Source organism: Agrobacterium sp. NPDC058088 (assembly GCF_042885035.1).
Classification (GTDB): domain Bacteria; phylum Pseudomonadota; class Alphaproteobacteria; order Rhizobiales; family Rhizobiaceae; genus Agrobacterium.
Genome location: NZ_JBHVSU010000003.1, coordinates 1 through 18,713 on the forward strand (window position 1 = coordinate 1; position 18,713 = coordinate 18,713).

The following is an 18,713-nucleotide window of genomic DNA, read 5'->3' on the forward strand; positions in this document are numbered from 1 at the left end:
ATAACCTGAAGGCCGCAGGTTCAAATCCTGCCCCCGCAACCAAGTCAAACCTGAATGTTCGACCATTCATATCCCTTAACAGAAAGCTCCTCCGCGCAAGCGTCGAGGAGCTTTTTGCGTTTCTGATCCCTGTCCAACGCGCAAGCAAGACGCGCCTCAAGATAAGCGTGCTGCTTCTGTGCCTCAAACGGCTTCATCACCTGACGTTTGGCTTCGTCGTTTTTGCTGCGGCGCGCGTGCAGGAAGAAATGCCGCATTGGCAGTTCCGTCTGAGCGGGATTGTGACGCTGCTTTATTCTTCGATCTTCGTCCGCATGTCCGTCTCGGACGAGGTGATAGCGTCAATCTCCCTTGCAGGCGCTCTTAGGGGTGAGGAAGCTTGTCCGCTCATTTTTGCCGGATGCTAACTAGCAACTCGAGGCGGACTAGTTTCAGCATCCGTTCAGGTGTCATGGTACGAGGCGAACGCGCCGGAAGCCTCCACTCTCAAGGCAATCGTTGCCGCCGCTATCGCAAGAGCGGATGCACTGTCTTGCCAGCACCGGTACGATTAGAAAGCCAGCGTCACCCTCGGTTAAATCGGAAGGGTGCAAATCCTCTTGTCTGTGTCGGGATCATCCACACGCCGCCGGAGAAAGGAGCCTGTTCGAGCCGGTCGGCCGACATGTTGTGGCGGTGCGAGGTAACGAAAAGAGTGCTGAAATCGGGTCCGCCGAAGCAGGGCATGGTCGGGTGTGGCACAGGCATCTTTATCGACGCGGTTTGTTCGCCGCCATCTTCGGCGAAGACATTCAGCATGCCGGCGGAAACGCCTGCGCTATAATAGGTGCCGCTGCTGTCGAGGCAGCCGCCATCGGGCCTTCCCGTTTCTTCGGTCATCCGAGCCACGAGCACACCCTCGTCGAACAGGCCGTTTACCCTGTCGAAATTGCGTCTGCGTATCCATTTCTGTACGGAATCGCTCTGCCACATGATGGAACCATCAGGGGAGAAAGCCAGCCCGTTTGGACATGTCAGTCCCGTCAGCATGCGCTTGGCGCTCTTTGCGGTGATCCGCCAGAGTTCACCATGGGGCTCCATGTCAGAGAGTGGAACATTGTGCATGGTTCCCACCCAGAAAGCGCCATCGGGGCCAACACGGCCGTCATTCAGCCGACACGGAATGCCCTCTTTCGCCGGAATGGAGTGGAGAAGACTTGTCCTGCCGCTATCGGGATCGAGGATGACGATATCCATGCCGCAGGCGATGACGAGATCGCCGTTTTCACAAAGTCCGAGGCTCGATACCGTGTGAGGAAACGACCATTGCCGATATTGGCCGGGCTCGAGTGCTGCGGACCGTACCGTCTTACCGAGGATATCGCACCAGAAAAGGACCTGGCGCCGCTCGTCCCAAACGGGGGATTCCGCCAGCGTGCTCATCGTGTCGCACAAAAGTTTCGCCTGCGTCATAGCAAGCGCTTGTTCGGGATTTGCCGTATTCATGATGCTCGAACCGTTGAAATGATGCCGCAGCCTATTCGAAATAGTCCTGGTGGTTCTCAAAGACCTGCGAAAGAATGCCGAGGACGCGCCTCAGGTGCTTACGCAATTCTTCCGTCGCCAGCGTTTCGTCTCCGGCTTTGATAGCGTCATAGACCGCCTCATGCTCGGAAAGCAGCCGCGCCATATGCGCCTCGTCGGTGATGGCGAGGGCACGCAGACGGTCCAGTCCCGCCTTTTCGCGGATCAGCAGGGTCTCCAGTCTCTCCAGCCCCGTCGCGGCTGCAAGTGCGCTGTGGAACTGGTCGTCATGCACACGGAAGGCCTTTCGGTCGCTTCGGCGCATGGCCGCGCGCTGGCCGCTGAGGGCATGTTCGATCTCCTGTTCCGCTTCCGGCGCAATGCCGATCTGGCAGAGCCTGCAGACGGCGGCCACCTCCAGCGCCTCGCGAATGAACTGTGCGCTGCGGATGTGTTTTTCCGATAATTTGGAAACATAAGTGCCGCGGCTCGGCAGGGTGACGATCAGGCCGTCATCTCTCAGCCTGCTTAGCGCTTCCCGCACCGGCGTCCGGCTGGAACTGAAGGATTGCCCGATTTCGTTTTCCGAGACCGCCTGGCCGGGAAAAAGCTCGCGCGAAAGGATGGCGGATTTCAGCGCAGAATAGATCTGATCAACAACCGGACGGTTGAGGTCCAGTCGCTCCATTGTCGGCACGGTGCCGCCTGTTACGGGAATTTTCGGCATATACCCTCCAGCGTTCTCATAACCGGTATACCGGAACACAAGTCTGTTGACAACCGGCATACCGGTATGCAAATGATTGCGCATTGGGAAGGAGGCTCCCGAAATGCAAAATATCAAGACCTGCGTCATCGTTGGTGCCGGAATGGTAGCGAAGACGCATGTGCTTGCCTGCGCGGCAAGCCCTGAGAAAATTCGCCTGAAGGGCATCGTGGATGGTGGTTCCGGCCGCGCCAAGGCGCTGGCCGCTGAAGCATCGAAACATACCGGATATGAAGTTGCGGTTTATTCCTCAGTCGAGGAAGCGGCGGGGGATGCGGATGTGGATTTCGCAATCATCGCAACACCGCCAAATGCCCGCATCGATATCGTCGGGAAACTGGCGAAAGCGGGCAAGCATATCCTGATGGAGAAGCCCGTCGCTCGCAATACGCAGGAAGCAGTGGGTCTCGTCGCCCTGTGTCGCGAGGCAGGTGTTACTCTCGGTATCATCTTCCAGCACCGCATGCGGGCTGCATCGCAAAAAGCCCGTGAGCTCGTTGATGGCGGCACGCTCGGAGCGCTGGGCCTCTGCGAAATCTCCGTGCCGTGGTGGCGCGCGCAATCCTATTACGACGAACCGGGTCGCGGCACGCTGGCACGCGATGGCGGCGGTGTTCTGATCTCCCAGGCAATTCATACGATCGATCTGGCATTGAGCCTGACGGGGCCGGTCGCCCGTGTCCAGGCCATGGCTGCGACGACGCGTTTCCACCGTATGGAAACCGAAGATTATGTTTCTGCTGGGCTGCGCTTCAGAAATGGCGCAGTCGGCTCGCTCGTTGCGAGCACCGCAAGTTTCCCCGGCGCTGCGGAATCGATCCTGCTGCATTTCGACAAAGCCAGCCTGCGGCTCGCCTCTGGTCTGTTGCATCTCGACTGGCGCGATGGCCGACAGGAGACTTTTGGCGGCGCGGCCGCTGGCACGGGCGGCGGCGCCGACCCCATGGCTTTCACGCATGAATGGCATCAGGGCGTCTTCGATGATTTCGCAGACGCCATCTCTTCAGGACGCCTGCCGGTCGTCACCGGCGAAGCGGCTCTTTTGTCTCACAGATTGATCGACGCGATCATCAACTCGGCCGACACCGGCAAGGAAGTGGAACTGCAGGATGACTAAAGCAATCAAGTTCGTCGCTCTCGGTATTGAGCATCGGCATATTTTCGGCATGGCCCAGAACCTGCTGGATGCCGGCGCCGAATTTGCCGGCTGGTGGACGGAAGGCGAGCCCGATGTCGTGGAAGGCTTTGTCAAGCGCTTCCCGGATGTGCCGCGCGCAGCATCGAAAGAGGCGCTGCTGGCTGACGGCACCGTCGATCTCGTCATGATCGCCGATATTCCCTCCAAGCGCGCCGATCTCGCGATCGCAGCGATGCAAGCAGGCAAGGATGTCATGTCCGACAAGCCGGGCTGCACCACCTTCGAACAGCTTGATCGTCTCCGCCAGACAGTCGCAAAAACCAAGCGCATCTGGACCGTTGATTTCTCCGAGCGCTTCGAGGTGCCGAGCGTGACCAAGGCCGCTGAACTCGTTGCCCAGGGCGCTATCGGTCGCGTCATCCAGACTGTCGGCCTCGGCCCGCACCGCCTGAACCGCCAGATCCGCCCGAAGTGGTTCTTCGAGCGCGAAGCCTACGGTGGTATCATCACCGACATTGCCAGCCACCAGATCGACCAGTTCATGTTCTTCACGGGTTCGACCGAGGTTGAGATCGTGTCCGCCACCGTTGCCAATTACGCCAACCCAGGCGATCCGGGCCTGCAGGATTTCGGCGAAGTGGTGCTGCGCGGTGACAAGGGCCACGGTTATATTCGCGTCGACTGGTACACGCCGGATGCGCTCCCGACCTGGGGTGACGGTCGCCTGACCATCCTTGGCACCGAAGGTTATATCGAGCTGCGTAAATATGTTGACGTCGGCAACACCGAAGGCACGGACCGCCTCGTTCTCGTGAATGGTGACCGTTGCGAATATATCGATGCCTCCGGCGCTGGTCTGCCCTATTTCGCCCGTATCTGCGACGATATCCGCAACCGCACCGAAACGGCCATGACGCAGGAACACGTCTTCAAGGTCTGCGACCTGTCGCTGCAGGCACAGGCCAAGGCTGAGGGAGCCTCGAAATGATTGGTGTTGCCATTATTGGCGCCGGCATCGGCGCCCAGCATCTGAGCGGCTATCGGGCGTTGCCCAACCGCTTCGTCGTCAAGGCGATCTGCGATCTTGATCTCGAGCGCGCACGCTCCGTCGCCGGCGATGATACCTCCATTCATCTCACCACCGATCTCGATGAGGTTCTGGCCGATGAGAGCATCCAGCTGATCGACGTCTGCCTGCCGCCGCACCTGCATTTTCCGGTGACGCTGAAGGCGCACGCGGCGGGCAAGGATGTGGTCTGCGAAAAACCGTTGGTCCGCTCTCTGGAAGAAGCCAATGCGCTGATCGCCTCCGTCAAGAAGACCGGTCGCGGCGTGTTTCCCGTCTTCCAGTATCGTTTCGGACAGGCGATGCGGCAGATGCGCGCGCTCATCGATGCCGGTCTTGCCGGCAAGGCCTTTGTTGCGAGCTCGGAGGTCCATTGGAACCGTGGCGCCAGCTACTACGACATTCCCTGGCGCGGCACCTGGAAGGGTGAATGCGGCGGCGCGATCCTTGGCCATGCCATCCATGCCCATGATCTTCTTTGCCACGTTCTCGGACCGGTCGATGAGGTTTTCGCCATGGCCGATACACGCGTCAACAAGATCGAAACCGAAGATTGCGCAGCACTCAGCTTCCGCATGAAAAGCGGTGCACTGGCAACCAGCTCGGTGACGCTTGGTGCCGCCGAAGACACGTCGCGCCTGCGCTTCTGCTTCGAGGGCTTCACGGCGGAAAGCGGCACGCTGCCCTATCGTCCGGCGGAAGACACTTGGCGTTTCATCGCCCGCGCCCCGACGACGCAGGATCAGATCGACGCCGTTCTGGCAACGGTGGCTGATGGCGAAAACGGCTTTGCCGGTTTTGTCGAAGCCATTGCCGACGCGATGGAAGGACGCGGCGGTAAGGAAGTGACGGTCCACGACGGCTTGCAGTCGATCGAACTCGTGACCGCCATTTACCGCTCGGTCCGGGAAGGAAAGCCGGTTCGCCTGTCCGACGCCGCCGAAGGTGAATGGATCAAGGGCTGGGCGCCGAGCACATCCGCCAAAGCATAATCATCTAACGGGAGGAAACCAGATGACCAGAAAATACAGCATGGCACTGGCGCTCGCCATTGGCGCGGCGTCCTTTGCCGGTGCCGCGCAGGCGGCCCAGGAAGTGCGCTTCACCTGCGCTTATGACGGTAACGGCTGCGAAATCCTGAAGGATATTCTTGCACGTTACGAAAAGCAGCATCCCGATGTGAAGATCGTCACCGACGTTGTGCCCTACAAGGCGCTGCTGGAAGGCCTGCCCGTGCAGCTTGCCGGCGGCAGCGGTCCCGACTTCGCAACGGTGACCGATCTTGGCGGTCTCAACCGTTATTATCTTGATCTGACGCCCTATGTGGACGCGAAATATTGGGAAGATAACTTCTCCAACGTGCTGAAATGGTACCGCAGCGGCCCTGACGACAAGGGCATCTACGGCATGCACACGCAGCTCACCATCACCGGCGCCTTCATCAACCGCACGCTGTTCGACCAGGCAAACGTCGCCGTTCCCGGCAAGGATGCCACGCTTGACGACTGGGCGAAGGCCGCCAATGCTGTTGCCAAGGCAACCGGCACGCCTTACCCGATGGCCATCGACCGTTCCGGTCACCGCATCGCCGGCCCGGCCATTTCTTACGGCGCGAAGATTTTCGACGCTGACGGCAAGCCGATCCTCGTCGATGAAGGCTTCACGACGTTTGTGAAGAAGTTCGTGGAATGGAACAAGGACGGCACCATGGCGCGTGACGTCTGGGCTGGACAGGGCGGCAATACCTATCGCGATGCCGCACAGGAATTCATCAACGGCCAGTTGGTCTATTATTATTCCGGCAGCTGGCAGACCGCGCGTTTCGACAGCCAGGTGGGCGATGCCTTTGACTGGGAAGTCGTGCCGCAGCCCTGCGGTGGCGCAGCCTGCACCGGCATGCCTGGCGGCACCGGCATCGTCGGCTTCAAGCAGACCAAGAACCCGAAGATCGTTGCCGACATCCTGAACTTCCTTGCTCAGGACGAGAACTATCTCGACTTTACGGTGCGCACCCGCAACGTTCCGGCCAACAAGTCGGTGGCTGACAAGGGCGTGACCTATACCGGTGCGACACCTGCGACGCAGAAGGCCATGAATGCCTGGCTCGACCAGATTCCCGGTCTCAGCCCGATTGCTTACGCCTATCAGGGCTACAAGAACAACCGCGCCATGTTCAACATCTCAGTCCAGCGCATCACGCAGGCCATTGTCGGTGAAAGCACCGTTGATGAGGCCATGGCCCGTGCGAAGACGGACCTTGAGGAAGCGTTGAAACAGGCGAAGTGATCCATCGCCTTCCGGCGCGGCGCATGCCGCGCCGCGCCGGATCGAAGGAGGACCCTCATGTATAAATTTCTTGCGCCCGTTATGGGCATCGTCGAACTGCCTTTTTCCTTCCTGCAGAAGGTTCTTGGCCACCGGCGGATTGCGTGGGTGTTTCTGACACCCAACCTGATCCTGTTTGCGGTCTTCGCCTTTCTGCCGATCCTGCTGAACATGGCTTACTCTGTGACCGGCAGTGAACACATACTGCTTTCCGAGCGCCCTTCGGTGGGCGGCGAAAACTTTTCGGTCCTTCTTTCCTGTCAGAACTATCTTGATCCCAATTCCTGTGCGCGCGACCTGTTCTGGCGCTCCGTCTGGAACACGCTGTTCTTCGTCGTGCTGCAGGTGGGTTTCATGGTCGGCTTTTCGCTGATCACGGCCATCGTGCTCAACCGCGATATAAGGGCGCGCGGCTTTTTCCGTGCGGTATTCTTCTTTCCGGTTCTCTTGTCGCCCGTCGTTGTGGCCTTGATCTGGAAGTGGATTCTCCAGCGTTTCGGCGTTCTTAATGCGGCGATGGAAGGCCTCGGCCTCGGTTCGGTGGACTGGCTGCTCGAAGCCAATCTTGCCTTCGGCTGGTCCGTTTTCCTTTCGGTCTGGGCGCATATGGGCTTCTATACGCTCATTCTCCTTGCCGGCCTTCAGGCGATCCCGCGCGATGTCTACGAGGCGGCCCAGCTGGACAAGGCAAGCCCATGGCGCATCTTCCGGCGCATTACCCTGCCGCTGCTTGCACCCACCATGCTTGTCGTTCTTGTCCTGTCGGTCATCAAGGGTGTGCAGACTTTCGATGAAGTCTTTGCCTTTACCGGCGGTGGCCCTGGTTCGGCGACGACCTTCATCATTCAATTCATCTATCAGACCGGCTTTGCCGGAACGCCCCGGAATTTCGGACTTGCGGCCGCCGCTTCGCTGCTGCTCGCCGTCGTCCTCGTGGTGCTGACCGCGCTGCAATTCCGGGCAAACAGGAGCAAGGTCGATGGCTAGGATTGGCGCATTTCTGACCCGTACCCGCGGCCGTAACGGCAAGCTGCACTGGACGGACTGGCTGTCCTACGCCTATCTCGGCGTCGCCGTGTTGATGATGTTCGGTCCCGTCGTCTGGCTGGTGCTCTCCTCGTTCAAGACGGAAGCCGATCTCCAGCGGTTCCCGCCTCGGCTGCTACCCTATAGCCAGGAAACCGTAGTGGTTGACGGGCAGGCAAATCCGCTGCCGGCCTATGTGGATAAAGACGGCCGCAAGTTCGGCATGGTCCGCCGCATCGGTCTCGTTGCGCAGGTGGTTGATCCGGCCAAACCGAGCGAAGTCTTGAAGATGCAGTTCAACGAGCTGAAGCCGGCTGAAAAGGTGGCGCTGGCGACGGAAAACTACACCGAGCTTTTCCAGCGCTTCAATTTCCCGCTCTACTTCTGGAACTCGACCTTCATCACGGTCACTTCGACCATCATCATGCTGATCGTCAATTCCATGGCGGCCTTCGCGCTCTCGAAATATCAGTTCAAGGGCAGGGGCGTCGTGCTGGCTCTGGTGGTCGGTACGCTGATGATCCCGCAGACCGTCGTGCTTGTGCCGCTGTTCCTCATCACCAGCCAGCTCGGTTTGATCAACAGTCTCTGGGGCGTCATCATTCCCGGCGCGGCAACACCGACAGGCGTCTTCCTGTTGCGGCAATACATGCTGACGATACCGGACGAGATCCTCGATGCGGCGCGCATGGACAAGGCCAGCGAGTGGAAAATCTACTGGCGCATCATCCTGCCGCTTTCAGCACCGGCGCTCGCGGTTCTCGCGATCCTTGCGATCATGTGGCGCTGGAACGATTTCCTCTGGCCGCTCATCGTGCTGACCCGCAACGACAACTTCACCCTGCAGCTGGCGCTCAACTCCTTCCAGGGCGAGATGACGACGGAATGGAGCAACCTTCTGGCCATGACCGTGCTGACGCTTGCGCCCATCGCGCTGGTCTTCATGTTCCTGCAAAAATATATCGCCACCGGCATTGCGTCCACGGGCGGCAAATAATCCTCAGGGAGGAAATACGACAATGGCAAGTATTCAGCTTCGTCAGGTCAAAAAGACATATGGCGCCCTCGATGTGATCAAAGGCGTCGATCTCGATATCAAGCACGGCGAATTCTGCGTTTTCGTCGGCCCATCCGGCTGCGGCAAGTCCACCCTGCTGCGCATGATCTCGGGCCTCGAAGAGTTGAGCGGTGGTGACATCGTCATCGGCGGCGATGTGGTCAACACGGTGCCGGCTGCGGACCGCGGCCTTGCCATGGTATTCCAGTCCTACGCCCTCTACCCGCATATGACGGTCCGCGAAAACCTATCTTTCGGTCTTGAGAATATCGGCACGCCGAAGAAAGAGATCGCCGAAAAGATCGCCCAAGTCGCCAAGATGCTGCAGATCGATCAGCTTCTCGAGCGTCGCCCCAAGGATCTGTCGGGCGGTCAGCGCCAGCGCGTCGCCATCGGCCGCGCCGTCGTGCGAGAACCTCGCGTGTTCCTCTTCGACGAGCCCCTTTCCAACCTTGATGCGGAACTGCGCGTCGATATGCGCGGCGAAATTTCCAGCCTGCACCGTCGTCTCGGCAATACCATGATCTATGTGACGCATGATCAGGTGGAGGCCATGACCATGGCTGACAAGATTGCCGTTCTACGCGCTGGCAAGCTTGAACAATTTGGCGTGCCACTCGATCTCTACAACCGCCCGGCCAATCTCTTCGTGGCGGGCTTTATCGGCTCGCCAAAGATGAATTTCTTTGCTGGCGAAGTAACGTCGAACGCAACGCCTGCTCTCAAAATCGCGACGGGCGAGACTATCCCGCTGCCGCAGACCGGCTTTGCCTATAAGCCCGGCCAGAAGGTGACGCTCGGCATACGCCCGAACCATGTGGAGCCGGGTGAAGGCGGCGCTTTGACGATGTCCGTACGCACCGCAGAACAGCTGGGCGGGGAGTCCTATCTCTACGGCAATCTCGGTGATGGCACCCCGGTGACACTGCATCTTTCTGGCCAGACCTCGACATCGGCGGGCGAAGTCATCCGCCTGTCGGCGCCACTTCAACACGTCCACCTTTTCGACACGACGAGCGGGCTGACGCTCCGGCAGGACTGACAGCCTTAGGCACCACCCGCAACGTAGGACCAATGACATGACCGATAAAAAACTCCGTTCCGACCGCTGGTTCGCACCTGATGACCTGCGCAGCTTCGGCCACCGCTCGCGCATGATGCAGCTGGGTTATGCGGAGGAGGATTTTATCGGCAGACCCGTCATCGGCATCCTCAACACCTGGTCGGAGCTCAACACCTGTCACTCGCACTTTCCGGAGCGCGTGCAGGATGTGAAACGCGGCGTGTTGCAGGCCGGTGGTTTCCCCGTCGAAATGCCGTCGCTTTCCGTGGATGAGAGCTTCACCAAGCCGACATCGATGCTTTATCGCAACATGCTGGCCATGGAGACGGAAGAAATGATCCGCTCGCATCCGCTCGATGGCGTGGTGCTGATGGGTGGTTGTGACAAGACGACGCCGGGCCTCGTCATGGGTGCGATCTCGGCCGGTGTGCCGATGATCTACCTGCCCGCCGGCCCGATGTTGAGCGGAAATTATGCTGGCAAGGTGCTAGGCTCGGGTTCGGACGCGTGGAAATATTGGGATGAGCGCCGCGCAGGCAATGTCACGGACGAGGAATGGCGTGGCGTGCAGGGCGGCATCGCCCGTTCTGCCGGTGTGTGCATGACGATGGGCACGGCCTCAACCATGACGGCCATTGCCGATGCGCTCGGCATCACCCTGCCGGGCGCCTCCTCCATTCCGGCGGTCGATTCCGAGCATCAGCGCATGTCCGCCGCCTGCGGCCGCCGCATTGTCGAGATGGTGTCGGAAGACCTGACACCAAACCAGATACTAACAGCGGCAGCGTTCCGCAACGCCGCCATCGTCGCCATGGCGACGGGTTGTTCCACCAATGCCGTTGTGCACCTCATCGCCATGGCGCGCCGCGCCGGTGTGCCGATGACGCTGGACGAGCTGGACGAGCTTGGCCGCGTTACACCGCTGATCGCCAATGTCCGCCCTTCCGGCAAAGACTATCTGATGCAGGACTTCTTTTACGCCGGTGGCCTGAGGGCACTGATGAAGCAGCTGGAAAGTCGTCTCGACTGTTCCGTGCTGACCGTGACCGGCCGCAGCATGGGCGAAAACCTCAAGGGTGCAAAAGTCTATAATGACGACGTCATCCGCTCGCTTGACAATCCCGTTTATGCGGAAGGCTCACTTGCCGTGCTGCGCGGCAATCTCTGCCCTGACGGTGCCGTCATAAAGCCTGCTGCCTGCGATCCCAAACTCCATGTCCATCAGGGTCCCGCGCTGGTGTTTGACAGCTATCCGGAAATGAAAGCCGCCATCGACGATGAAAATCTCGATGTGACGCCCGACCACGTGCTGGTGCTGCGCAATGCCGGTCCGCTCGGCGGTCCCGGCTTCCCGGAATGGGGCATGTTGCCCATTCCGAAGGCGCTCATCAAAAAGGGCCATCGCGACATGCTGCGCATTTCCGATGCGCGCATGTCCGGCACCTCCTATGGCGCCTGCGTGCTGCATGTCGCGCCGGAGAGTTTCGTCGGCGGCCCGCTGGCCCTGCTGAAAACCGGCGATATCGTCCGCCTCGACCTGCCGCAGCGTCGCCTCGATATGCTGGTCAGCGAAGAGGAAATCGCAGAGCGCCGGCGGGCATGGCAGGCGCCTGCGCCGCGTTATGAACGCGGCTATGGCTATCTCTTTTCGAAACACGTCACGCAGGCCGATCAGGGTTGCGACTTCGACTTTCTGCAGACGGATTTTGGCCGTTCCGCCGGCGAGCCGGATATTTTCTAAGAGACGCCATCATGTTGAAGCGATTGCTCATCACCGGTGCTGGCGGCAAGCTGGGCAGCATGCTGCGCGGAAGGCTTGGCCATGTTGCCGAAACCATTCGCCTGTCCGATGTCGTCGATTTGGGTAGCCCAGCGCCGCACGAAGAACTCGTCCACTGCGCGCTGGAGGACGAGCAGGCAGTTTACGATCTGGTCAAGGGTTGTGACGGCATCGTTCATCTCGGCGGCATCTCCGTGGAGAGGGCTTTTGACCCGATCGAGGCCGCCAATCTGCGTGGTGTTTACAATCTTTACGAGGCGGCCAGAGCACACGGCAATCCCCGCATCCTTTTCGCGTCCAGCAACCACACGATCGGTTATTATCCGCAGGGCCAGAAGCTCGGTCCGGAGACGCCCTTTCAGCCGGATGGCCTTTACGGCGTCTCGAAGATCTTTGGCGAGGCCATGGCAAGCCTCTACCATTCTAAATTCGGACAGGAGACGGCCATCGTGCGCATCGGCTCCTGTGACGAGAAACCCACGAACTGGCGCATGTTGTCGACCTGGCTCAGCTACGGTGACTTCGTCTCTTTGATAGAGGCGACCTTCCGCGTGCCAAAACTCGGCTGCCCGGTCATCTGGGGCGTTTCGGCCAATGACGACAGCTGGTGGGATAATTCCCATGTCGATTTTCTAGGCTGGCAGCGGCGCGACAATGCCGCGCGCTACCGGGCCGATATCGAGCGCGACGTTCCGCGCCCCGATTCCGAGGCTGCGATCGCAAAATATCAGGGCGGCATTTTTATCGATGAGCCCATTCACAGGACTTGAAACACATCCATCCGCCCATTGCGAGGAGACTGACATGAATAATGAAACACGCGAAAAACTGCTGACGATTTCCGTGGCCACGCTGGCGACAGCGCTTTACAAGCGCGGCCTGCGCAACCAGGTCATTCAGGGCGTGCGCCCGCTGGGTTACAAGGGCAAGAACATGGTGGGCCCGGCCTTCACCCTGCGCTACATGCCGGCCCGAGAGGATCGCAACCAGCTCGTGGAATTCCGCAATCCCGCCCATCCGCAGCGCGTTGCCATCGAAACCTGCCCTCCCGGCCATGTGCTTGTCATGGACAGCCGCAAGGATGCCTCTGCCGCCTCGGCCGGCGATATTCTGGTCACGCGTCTGATGGTTCGGGGCGGTGCGGGCATTGTTTCCGATGGCGGTTTCCGGGATGCGGCCACCATTGCCGAGCTGGATATTCCGGCCTATCACACCCGGCCTTCCAGCCCGACCAATCTCACCAAGCACGAGGCGATCGAGATCAACGGTCCGATCGGTTGCGGTGACGCGCCGGTTTTCCCGGGTGACATCATCGTTGGCGATGCGGATTGCGTCATCGTCATCCCCGCCGGCATTGCCGATGAAGTGGCAACGGAAGCGGTGGAAATGACGGCCTACGAAGATTTCGTGGTGGAGCAGGTCAAGGCGGGCCAGACGATCATCGGGCTTTACCCCTGCACCAAGGAAGAACACCAGGTCGCCTTTGCTGAATGGCGCAAGCAGCAGGGACGCTGATTGTCCTCAAGGTAGTTGCCATGACGGGCGTCCCTTGCGGTGACGCCCGTTTCTTTTTCCGGTCTCATCAGCCTCTTCGATATTCGCGGCGTCAGAGGACAGGACCGCTCAGACGTCCAGATAAGAGAGGATGGCTGAGGCGACGCTGGACGAATCCTGCGCCGTCGTCGATGGGTCGACTGATCCACCTGTCTTGCCCGTATTGCCTTGCGAAGACGTCGCCTCGGTGGTCGAGAGGAAGGAAGCAATCTCCTGCACGGAGCTGTTTGCGGGCTTGCTGCTATTCAACGCCGTAACCTGCGACGATGTCATGGCGGCAATCTGGCCCGGCGTGAAAGCCGCGGCCTGGGAGGCCGTCAGACCGGCGAGGGTGCTGGTGCTCAGTCCCGGGATCGCGCTTGAACTCAAGCTGATGATCTGTTCGGCGGAAAATCTCGTGAGGTCGTCTGCGCCAAGCGCGGCTGCCTGCCTTGCACTGAGGGCGTTGACCTGGGATGTCGACAATGCGCCGATTTGTGCGGCGTTCATTGCCTCCACCTGGCCGTAGCTCAGCGAAGCCACCTGGCCCGTCGTCAGCGCGGTTAGCGACTCTGGAGACAGGGATGCGACGACGGTAGTGGACAAACCCCTGATGGCCGTTGAACTGATTGCGGCAAGTTCCCCGGTGGAGAAGGTTGCCATATCCTCCACCGTCAGCCCGGCCAGCCCGGATGAGCTCAATGCGGCGATCTGGCTGCTGGAAAGGGCGTTGATCCTGTCCTTGCCAAGGGCATCGACCTGCTCGCTGGTCAATCCGGAGATGCCTGCCGTACTGAGGGCGGCAACCTCTGCCGTGGAAAGTGTGGCGACAAAGTTCGTAGACAGTCCCTTTATCGCGCTCGCACCAATGGCTGCGAGTTCCTCTGGCGAGAAGGTTTCCAGCATGTCCGTAGACAGCCCCTGCAGGGCATCCGAATTCAACGCCGCTATCTGACGGGTCGATAGTGCTTGAACCTGTTCGATGCTCAAGGCGCCAGCCTGCGCGCTGCCGAGGCCCGCGACGGCCTTGGCGTCCACAGCGGCGATTTGGCTTGTCGTCAGCGCAGCGATGCCCGCCGCGCTGAGTGCCGCCACCTGCCTGGAGGTGAGGGCACCGACCTGCGCATTGGTGAGGCCGTTCAACTGTCCGGTGCCGAGGGCGGCGATCTGGTCGGTGGTGAGGCCCGATACCGCCGCCGTGCCGAGGGCCGCGATCTGCGCCGTTGTCAGGGACGCGATGGTCGATGCCGACAGGCCCGAGATCGCACTCGACCCGATTGCGGCCATTTCGGCGGTGGTGAAGATATCGAGATCATCGGCGCTGAGGGCCGCGATCTGTTTCGAACTCAGGGCGGCGATCTGGACACTGGTCAGGGCTTCGACCTGACTGGTGCTCAAGGCCGCAATCTGATCCGTGGTGAGGCCCGCCACGCCCACTGTGCTGAGAGCGGCTATCTGGGCCGACGACAGCGAGGCGATGCCGGAAACGCTGAGTGCCGTAACCTGTTTGGAGGTGAGGGCGCCGATCTGCGCATTGGTGAGGGCATCCACCTGACCGGTGCCGAGGGCGGCGATCTGGTCGGTGGTGAGGCCCGATGCCGCCGCCGTGCCGAGGGCCGCGATCTGCGCCGTCGTCAGGGAAGCGATGGTCGATGCCGACAGGCCGGAGATCGCAGCGGAGCCGATTGCGGCCATTTCGGCGGTGGTGAAGATCGCGAGATCATCGGCGCTGAGAGCCGCAATCTGCTTTGCGCCGAGAGCCGCGATCTGGGCACTGGTCAGTGCCTCGACCTGACGGGTGCTCAGGGCTGCGATCTGATCCGTGGTGAGGCCTGCCACGCCTGCGACGCCAATCGAGGCAATCTGAGCCCCTGAAAGCGCGGCGATGTCCGCCACATCAAGTGCCGCCACCTGCCTGGAGGTTAGGGCGCTGATCTGGGCATTGGTGAGAACGCTGATCTGATCGCTTGTGAGTGCAGCGATCTGCCCGGTGCCCAGCCCGCTGATACCGGCCGAACTCAGCGCCGCGATCTGGGCTGTCGTCAGCGATGCCACGGTGTCCCTTGAGAGGCCCGCAACCGCGTTCGAACTGAGTGCGGCAATATCCCCTGTCGAGAAAGTCGCAATGTCGTCGGTGCCCAGAGCGGCGATCTGTTTTGCGCTGAGAGCCGCGACCTGGCCGCTGGTCATCGCTGCGACCTGATCGGTACTGAGGGCGGCGATCTGATCGGTGGTGAGACCGGCCGCGCCCGCCGCGCTGAGGGCGGCGATCTGGCCTGTCGAAAGCGCGGCAATATCCGCCACATCAAGTGCCGCCACCTGCCTGGAGGTGAGGGCAGCGATCTGGGTATTGGTGAGGACGTTGAGTTGATCGCCCGTCAAGGCCGCGATCTGCCCCGTGGTCAGCCCACTGATACCGGCCATGCTCAGCGCGGTGATCTGGGCTGTCGTCAGCGACGTTATGGTGTCCTTCGATAGGCCCGCGATTGCACTCGGACCGAGTGCGGCCATGTCTCTCGTCGAAAAGGTTGCGATATCGTCCGTGCTCAGGACGGCGACCTGCGTCGAGCTGAGAGCGCCGACCTGGGTGGTGGTCAATGCCTCGACCTGAGCCGTTGTCAGGGCCACGATCTGCACGGTGCTGAGCGCAGCGATGCTTTTCACATTCAGTGCGGCGATCTGAGCTGTCGCCAGCGACGCGATGGTATCCGCGGACAGGCCCGCAATCGCATCCGAACTGATTGCGGCAATATCCTTGGTCGAGAACGTTGCGATGTCGTCCGTGCTCAAGGCCGCGATCTGTTTTGAGGTGAGCGCGCTGATCTGGGTGGAGGTCAATGCCTCGACCTGAGCGGTGGTCAAGGCCGCAATCTGCGCGGTGCTCAGCGCATTGATGCTTTGCGCGTTCAGAGCCGCAATCTGGGCCGTCGTCAGGGAGGCCAGGGCCTCCGCCGACAATCCTGCGATCGCGCTCGAACTGATCGCGGCAATATCCTTGGTGGTGAATTTCGCGAGATCTTCCGTTCCCAGTTCGGCAATATGCATGGAACTGAAATTGAGGATCTGCGCACTCGTCAGGGCTTCAACCTGGGCGGTGCTGAACGTCGCCAGTTGCTGTCTGCTCAGCCCTGAAATACCCGAGGCGCTCAGGCTGGAAATCTGTGCGATTGAAAGAGCGGCCACGGCGTCGGTGGTGAGCGCCCCAATTTGTGCCGAGCTCAACATTGCCATCTGCCTGCTCGACAGCCTGGAAATCTGCTCGGTGGTGAGCGCTGCGATCTGGCTGGTTGAAAGTCCTGCCATGCTTGACGTGTTTATTGCCGCAATCTGGGCCACGGAAAGTAATGCGATGTTGCTGGCGCCCATCGCCGCAATCTGTCCCGAGCTGAGGGCCGCGATCTGGGCTGTGGTCAAGGCGGAAAACTGATCGGCGCGCAGGATTGCGATCTGGTCCGAGGTCAGGCCCTTGATGCCTACTGCACTCAAGACGGCGGTCTGGCTGGTGGACAAGGCAGCGACATCGTTCCCCAGGGCCGCGACCTGCGTCGAACTCAACGCCTTGATCTGCGCGGTGGACAAAAGGCTGACCTGGGCGCTGCTCAAGGCTTCGACCTGGTCGGCCGTCAGGCCGGCAATCGCGCTGGCGCCGAAGGCGGCGATTTGAGCGGCGGTCAGCGCTGCGATGACATCCGTACTCAGGCCCGACATGGCCTTGCCGGTAATCGTGGCGAGATCGGAGCTTGAGAATGTCGCGATATCCTCCACGCTCAGGGCAGCGAGTTGCGTTGAACTCAGTGATTTCACCTGCGTCGGGGAGAGGGCCGCGACCTGATTGGTGCTCAGGGCATCTATCTGATCGTCTGTCAGGCCGGCGATCGCGCCGGTTGCCAGGGCGGCGATCTGAGCGGTGGTCAGCGCGGCGATTGCGCCCGTGCTCAGGCCCGATATTGCCTTGCCGGCAATAGCCGCGATATCAGCGGTTGAGAATGTCGCTATGTCGTCCGGGCTAAGGGCAGCAATTTGAGCCGAGTTCAGCAGCTTCACCTGTGCGGCGGAGAAGGCCTCGATCTGTTGTGTGCTAAAAGCCTCTATCTGATCGGCCGTCAGACTTGCGATCACGGCGGTGCTCAAGGCTGCAATGTGAGCGGCCGACAGGGCCTCGACCTGACCTGCGTTCAAGGCCTGGAACTGTGTTGCACTGAGGGCGCTCAGCTGGGCCGTCGTCAGGGCTGCGATCTGATCGAGGGTCAGTGTGCTGATCGCTTCCGTGTTCAGGCGAGGCATGGCCAGGCGCGTGATTGCGGCGATATCGGCGGTGGAGAATGTTGCGATATCCTCCGCGCTCAGGACTGCGAGTTGCGACGCGTTCAGCGACCGTACCTGTTCCGGGGTCAGGGCTTCGACCTGGCTGGTGCTCAAGGCCGCGATGTGGGTCGTTTTGAGTGCAGCAATCTGCGCCGTCGTCAAGGCGGCGATCTGGGCAGTACTCAAAGCCTCGATCTGCTCGGTCGTCAGGCCTGCGATCGCGCTTGCATTCAGGGCGGCGACGCGATCCGCAGTCAGTTCTGCGATTGCCTCGATGCTGAGGCCCGTTATGGCCTTGCCGGTAATAGCGGCTATGTCGGCCGTGGAGAAGGTGGCGATATCGTCTGTGCCGAAGGCGGCGAGCTGAAGCGCGCTCAACACCTTCACCTGAACCGGGGTCAGGGCTTCGGCCTGCTGCGGGCTCAGGATCGCGATCTGTTCTGTCGTGAGGCTTGCGATCGCGCTGATGTTCAGCGCCGCGATCTGATCCGGGGTAAGTCCTGCGATCACTTCAGTGCTCAGGCCCGGTATGGCTTTCGCCGTAATCGCCGCCATGTCCGCGGTCGAGAATGTTGCGATATCCTCCGCGCTGAGCGCAGCAAGTTGCGCTGAGCTCAGAACACGTACCTGGGAGGAGGTCAAAGCCTCCGCCTGATCCGTCGTCAGGGCATGAAACTGGGTGGCCGTCAGCGCGGAAACCTGGCTCGCACTCAGGCTTTTGATGGCGTATTGATCGAGAATGCTGAGTTGGTCGAGTGTCAAGCCGACGATGGCGCCCTGGGAAATGGCGCTCAGCTGCTGGGAGTTGAGGACTTTGACATCCTCCACATCCAGTGCCGCGATCTGATCAGAGGAGAGCGCCTTGATCTGCGTTGTGGAGAGCGACGCGACGTCCTCGGTTGTCCAGGCAGCGACCGCCTCTGTCGAAAGATATCTGATCTGATTGACATTCAGGGAAGAAATGATCGACGTCATGTCCGGAAAATCCTAAAGCCCAAGCCTCGACAGATGGATTGCCCGCCCAAGCCCCCGCAAGGGCATCGGTTACACAGGTCCACCATTTTTCAGATGTTGAGTACGCAAGCGGGCTTGCCTGAACCTTAAGTTGCGCTTCGGCCGGTCGCCTTTGCGATATTGCTCTTCAGAGCAGC

General features: G+C 60.6%; 14 protein-coding genes. 11 read left to right on the forward strand and 3 right to left on the reverse strand.

Features of this window, described 5'->3' with window-relative positions; all coding sequences use genetic code 11:
• Positions 1–407, forward strand: a 407-nt coding sequence (locus ACFVTJ_RS10180) for a hypothetical protein (protein ID WP_386906960.1), incomplete at its 5' end; no start/stop codon positions are given.
• Positions 408–564: 157 nt separating this feature from the next.
• Here ACFVTJ_RS10180 and ACFVTJ_RS10185 read toward each other — a convergent pair.
• Positions 565–1,485 carry an SMP-30/gluconolactonase/LRE family protein gene (locus tag ACFVTJ_RS10185; protein ID WP_386906962.1) on the reverse strand — a complete coding sequence of 307 codons (921 nt, stop codon included), beginning with the start codon at positions 1,483–1,485 and terminating at the stop codon, positions 565–567.
• Positions 1,486–1,516: 31 nt separating this feature from the next.
• Positions 1,517–2,230 (reverse strand): GntR family transcriptional regulator, encoded by a 714-nt coding sequence (locus ACFVTJ_RS10190; RefSeq protein ID WP_386906963.1) that lies wholly within the window; start codon positions 2,228–2,230, stop codon positions 1,517–1,519.
• A 103-nt stretch (positions 2,231–2,333) separates the two neighbouring features.
• Here ACFVTJ_RS10190 and ACFVTJ_RS10195 point away from each other — a divergent pair, with 103 nt between their 5' ends.
• Genes ACFVTJ_RS10195 through ACFVTJ_RS10240 form a run of 10 tightly spaced genes read left to right on the forward strand, consistent with a single transcriptional unit; the run spans position 2,334 to position 13,239 of the window.
• Positions 2,334–3,386, forward strand: coding sequence for a Gfo/Idh/MocA family protein (locus ACFVTJ_RS10195; RefSeq protein WP_386906965.1), 1,053 nt, complete (start codon positions 2,334–2,336; stop codon positions 3,384–3,386).
• Positions 3,379–4,395, forward strand: coding sequence for a Gfo/Idh/MocA family protein (locus tag ACFVTJ_RS10200; RefSeq protein ID WP_386906967.1), 1,017 nt, complete (start codon positions 3,379–3,381; stop codon positions 4,393–4,395). Before ACFVTJ_RS10195 ends, ACFVTJ_RS10200 begins: the two co-directional genes overlap by 8 nt.
• Positions 4,392–5,465 carry a Gfo/Idh/MocA family protein gene (locus tag ACFVTJ_RS10205; protein ID WP_386906969.1) on the forward strand — a complete coding sequence of 358 codons (1,074 nt, stop codon included), beginning with the start codon at positions 4,392–4,394 and terminating at the stop codon, positions 5,463–5,465. The genes ACFVTJ_RS10200 and ACFVTJ_RS10205 overlap by 4 nt, the downstream gene beginning before the upstream one ends.
• Before the next feature lie 22 nt (positions 5,466–5,487).
• Positions 5,488–6,759, forward strand: a complete 1,272-nt coding sequence (locus ACFVTJ_RS10210) for an ABC transporter substrate-binding protein (protein WP_004438356.1) — start codon at positions 5,488–5,490, stop codon at positions 6,757–6,759.
• Positions 6,760–6,816: 57 nt separating this feature from the next.
• A complete protein-coding gene (locus ACFVTJ_RS10215) occupies positions 6,817–7,785 on the forward strand; it encodes a carbohydrate ABC transporter permease (protein WP_004438359.1) in 969 nt (322 codons plus the stop codon).
• Positions 7,778–8,821 carry a carbohydrate ABC transporter permease gene (locus ACFVTJ_RS10220; RefSeq protein ID WP_386906972.1) on the forward strand — a complete coding sequence of 348 codons (1,044 nt, stop codon included), beginning with the start codon at positions 7,778–7,780 and terminating at the stop codon, positions 8,819–8,821. The genes ACFVTJ_RS10215 and ACFVTJ_RS10220 overlap by 8 nt, the downstream gene beginning before the upstream one ends.
• A gap of 22 nt (positions 8,822–8,843) precedes the next feature.
• A complete protein-coding gene (locus ACFVTJ_RS10225) occupies positions 8,844–9,923 on the forward strand; it encodes an ABC transporter ATP-binding protein (protein ID WP_386906974.1) in 1,080 nt (359 codons plus the stop codon).
• A 37-nt stretch (positions 9,924–9,960) separates the two neighbouring features.
• Positions 9,961–11,685 carry an L-arabinonate dehydratase gene (araD, locus tag ACFVTJ_RS10230; protein ID WP_386906976.1) on the forward strand — a complete coding sequence of 575 codons (1,725 nt, stop codon included), beginning with the start codon at positions 9,961–9,963 and terminating at the stop codon, positions 11,683–11,685.
• An 11-nt stretch (positions 11,686–11,696) separates the two neighbouring features.
• Positions 11,697–12,494 carry an NAD-dependent epimerase/dehydratase family protein gene (locus tag ACFVTJ_RS10235; RefSeq protein ID WP_386906978.1) on the forward strand — a complete coding sequence of 266 codons (798 nt, stop codon included), beginning with the start codon at positions 11,697–11,699 and terminating at the stop codon, positions 12,492–12,494.
• Between the two features lie 34 nt (positions 12,495–12,528).
• Positions 12,529–13,239 carry a ribonuclease activity regulator RraA gene (locus ACFVTJ_RS10240; protein ID WP_386906980.1) on the forward strand — a complete coding sequence of 237 codons (711 nt, stop codon included), beginning with the start codon at positions 12,529–12,531 and terminating at the stop codon, positions 13,237–13,239.
• Positions 13,240–13,347: 108 nt separating this feature from the next.
• Here ACFVTJ_RS10240 and ACFVTJ_RS10245 read toward each other — a convergent pair whose 3' ends face one another.
• Complete coding sequence (locus tag ACFVTJ_RS10245) at positions 13,348–18,537, reverse strand: beta strand repeat-containing protein (RefSeq protein WP_386906982.1); 5,190 nt, start codon at positions 18,535–18,537, stop codon at positions 13,348–13,350.
• Between the last annotated feature and the right edge of the window lie 176 nt (positions 18,538–18,713).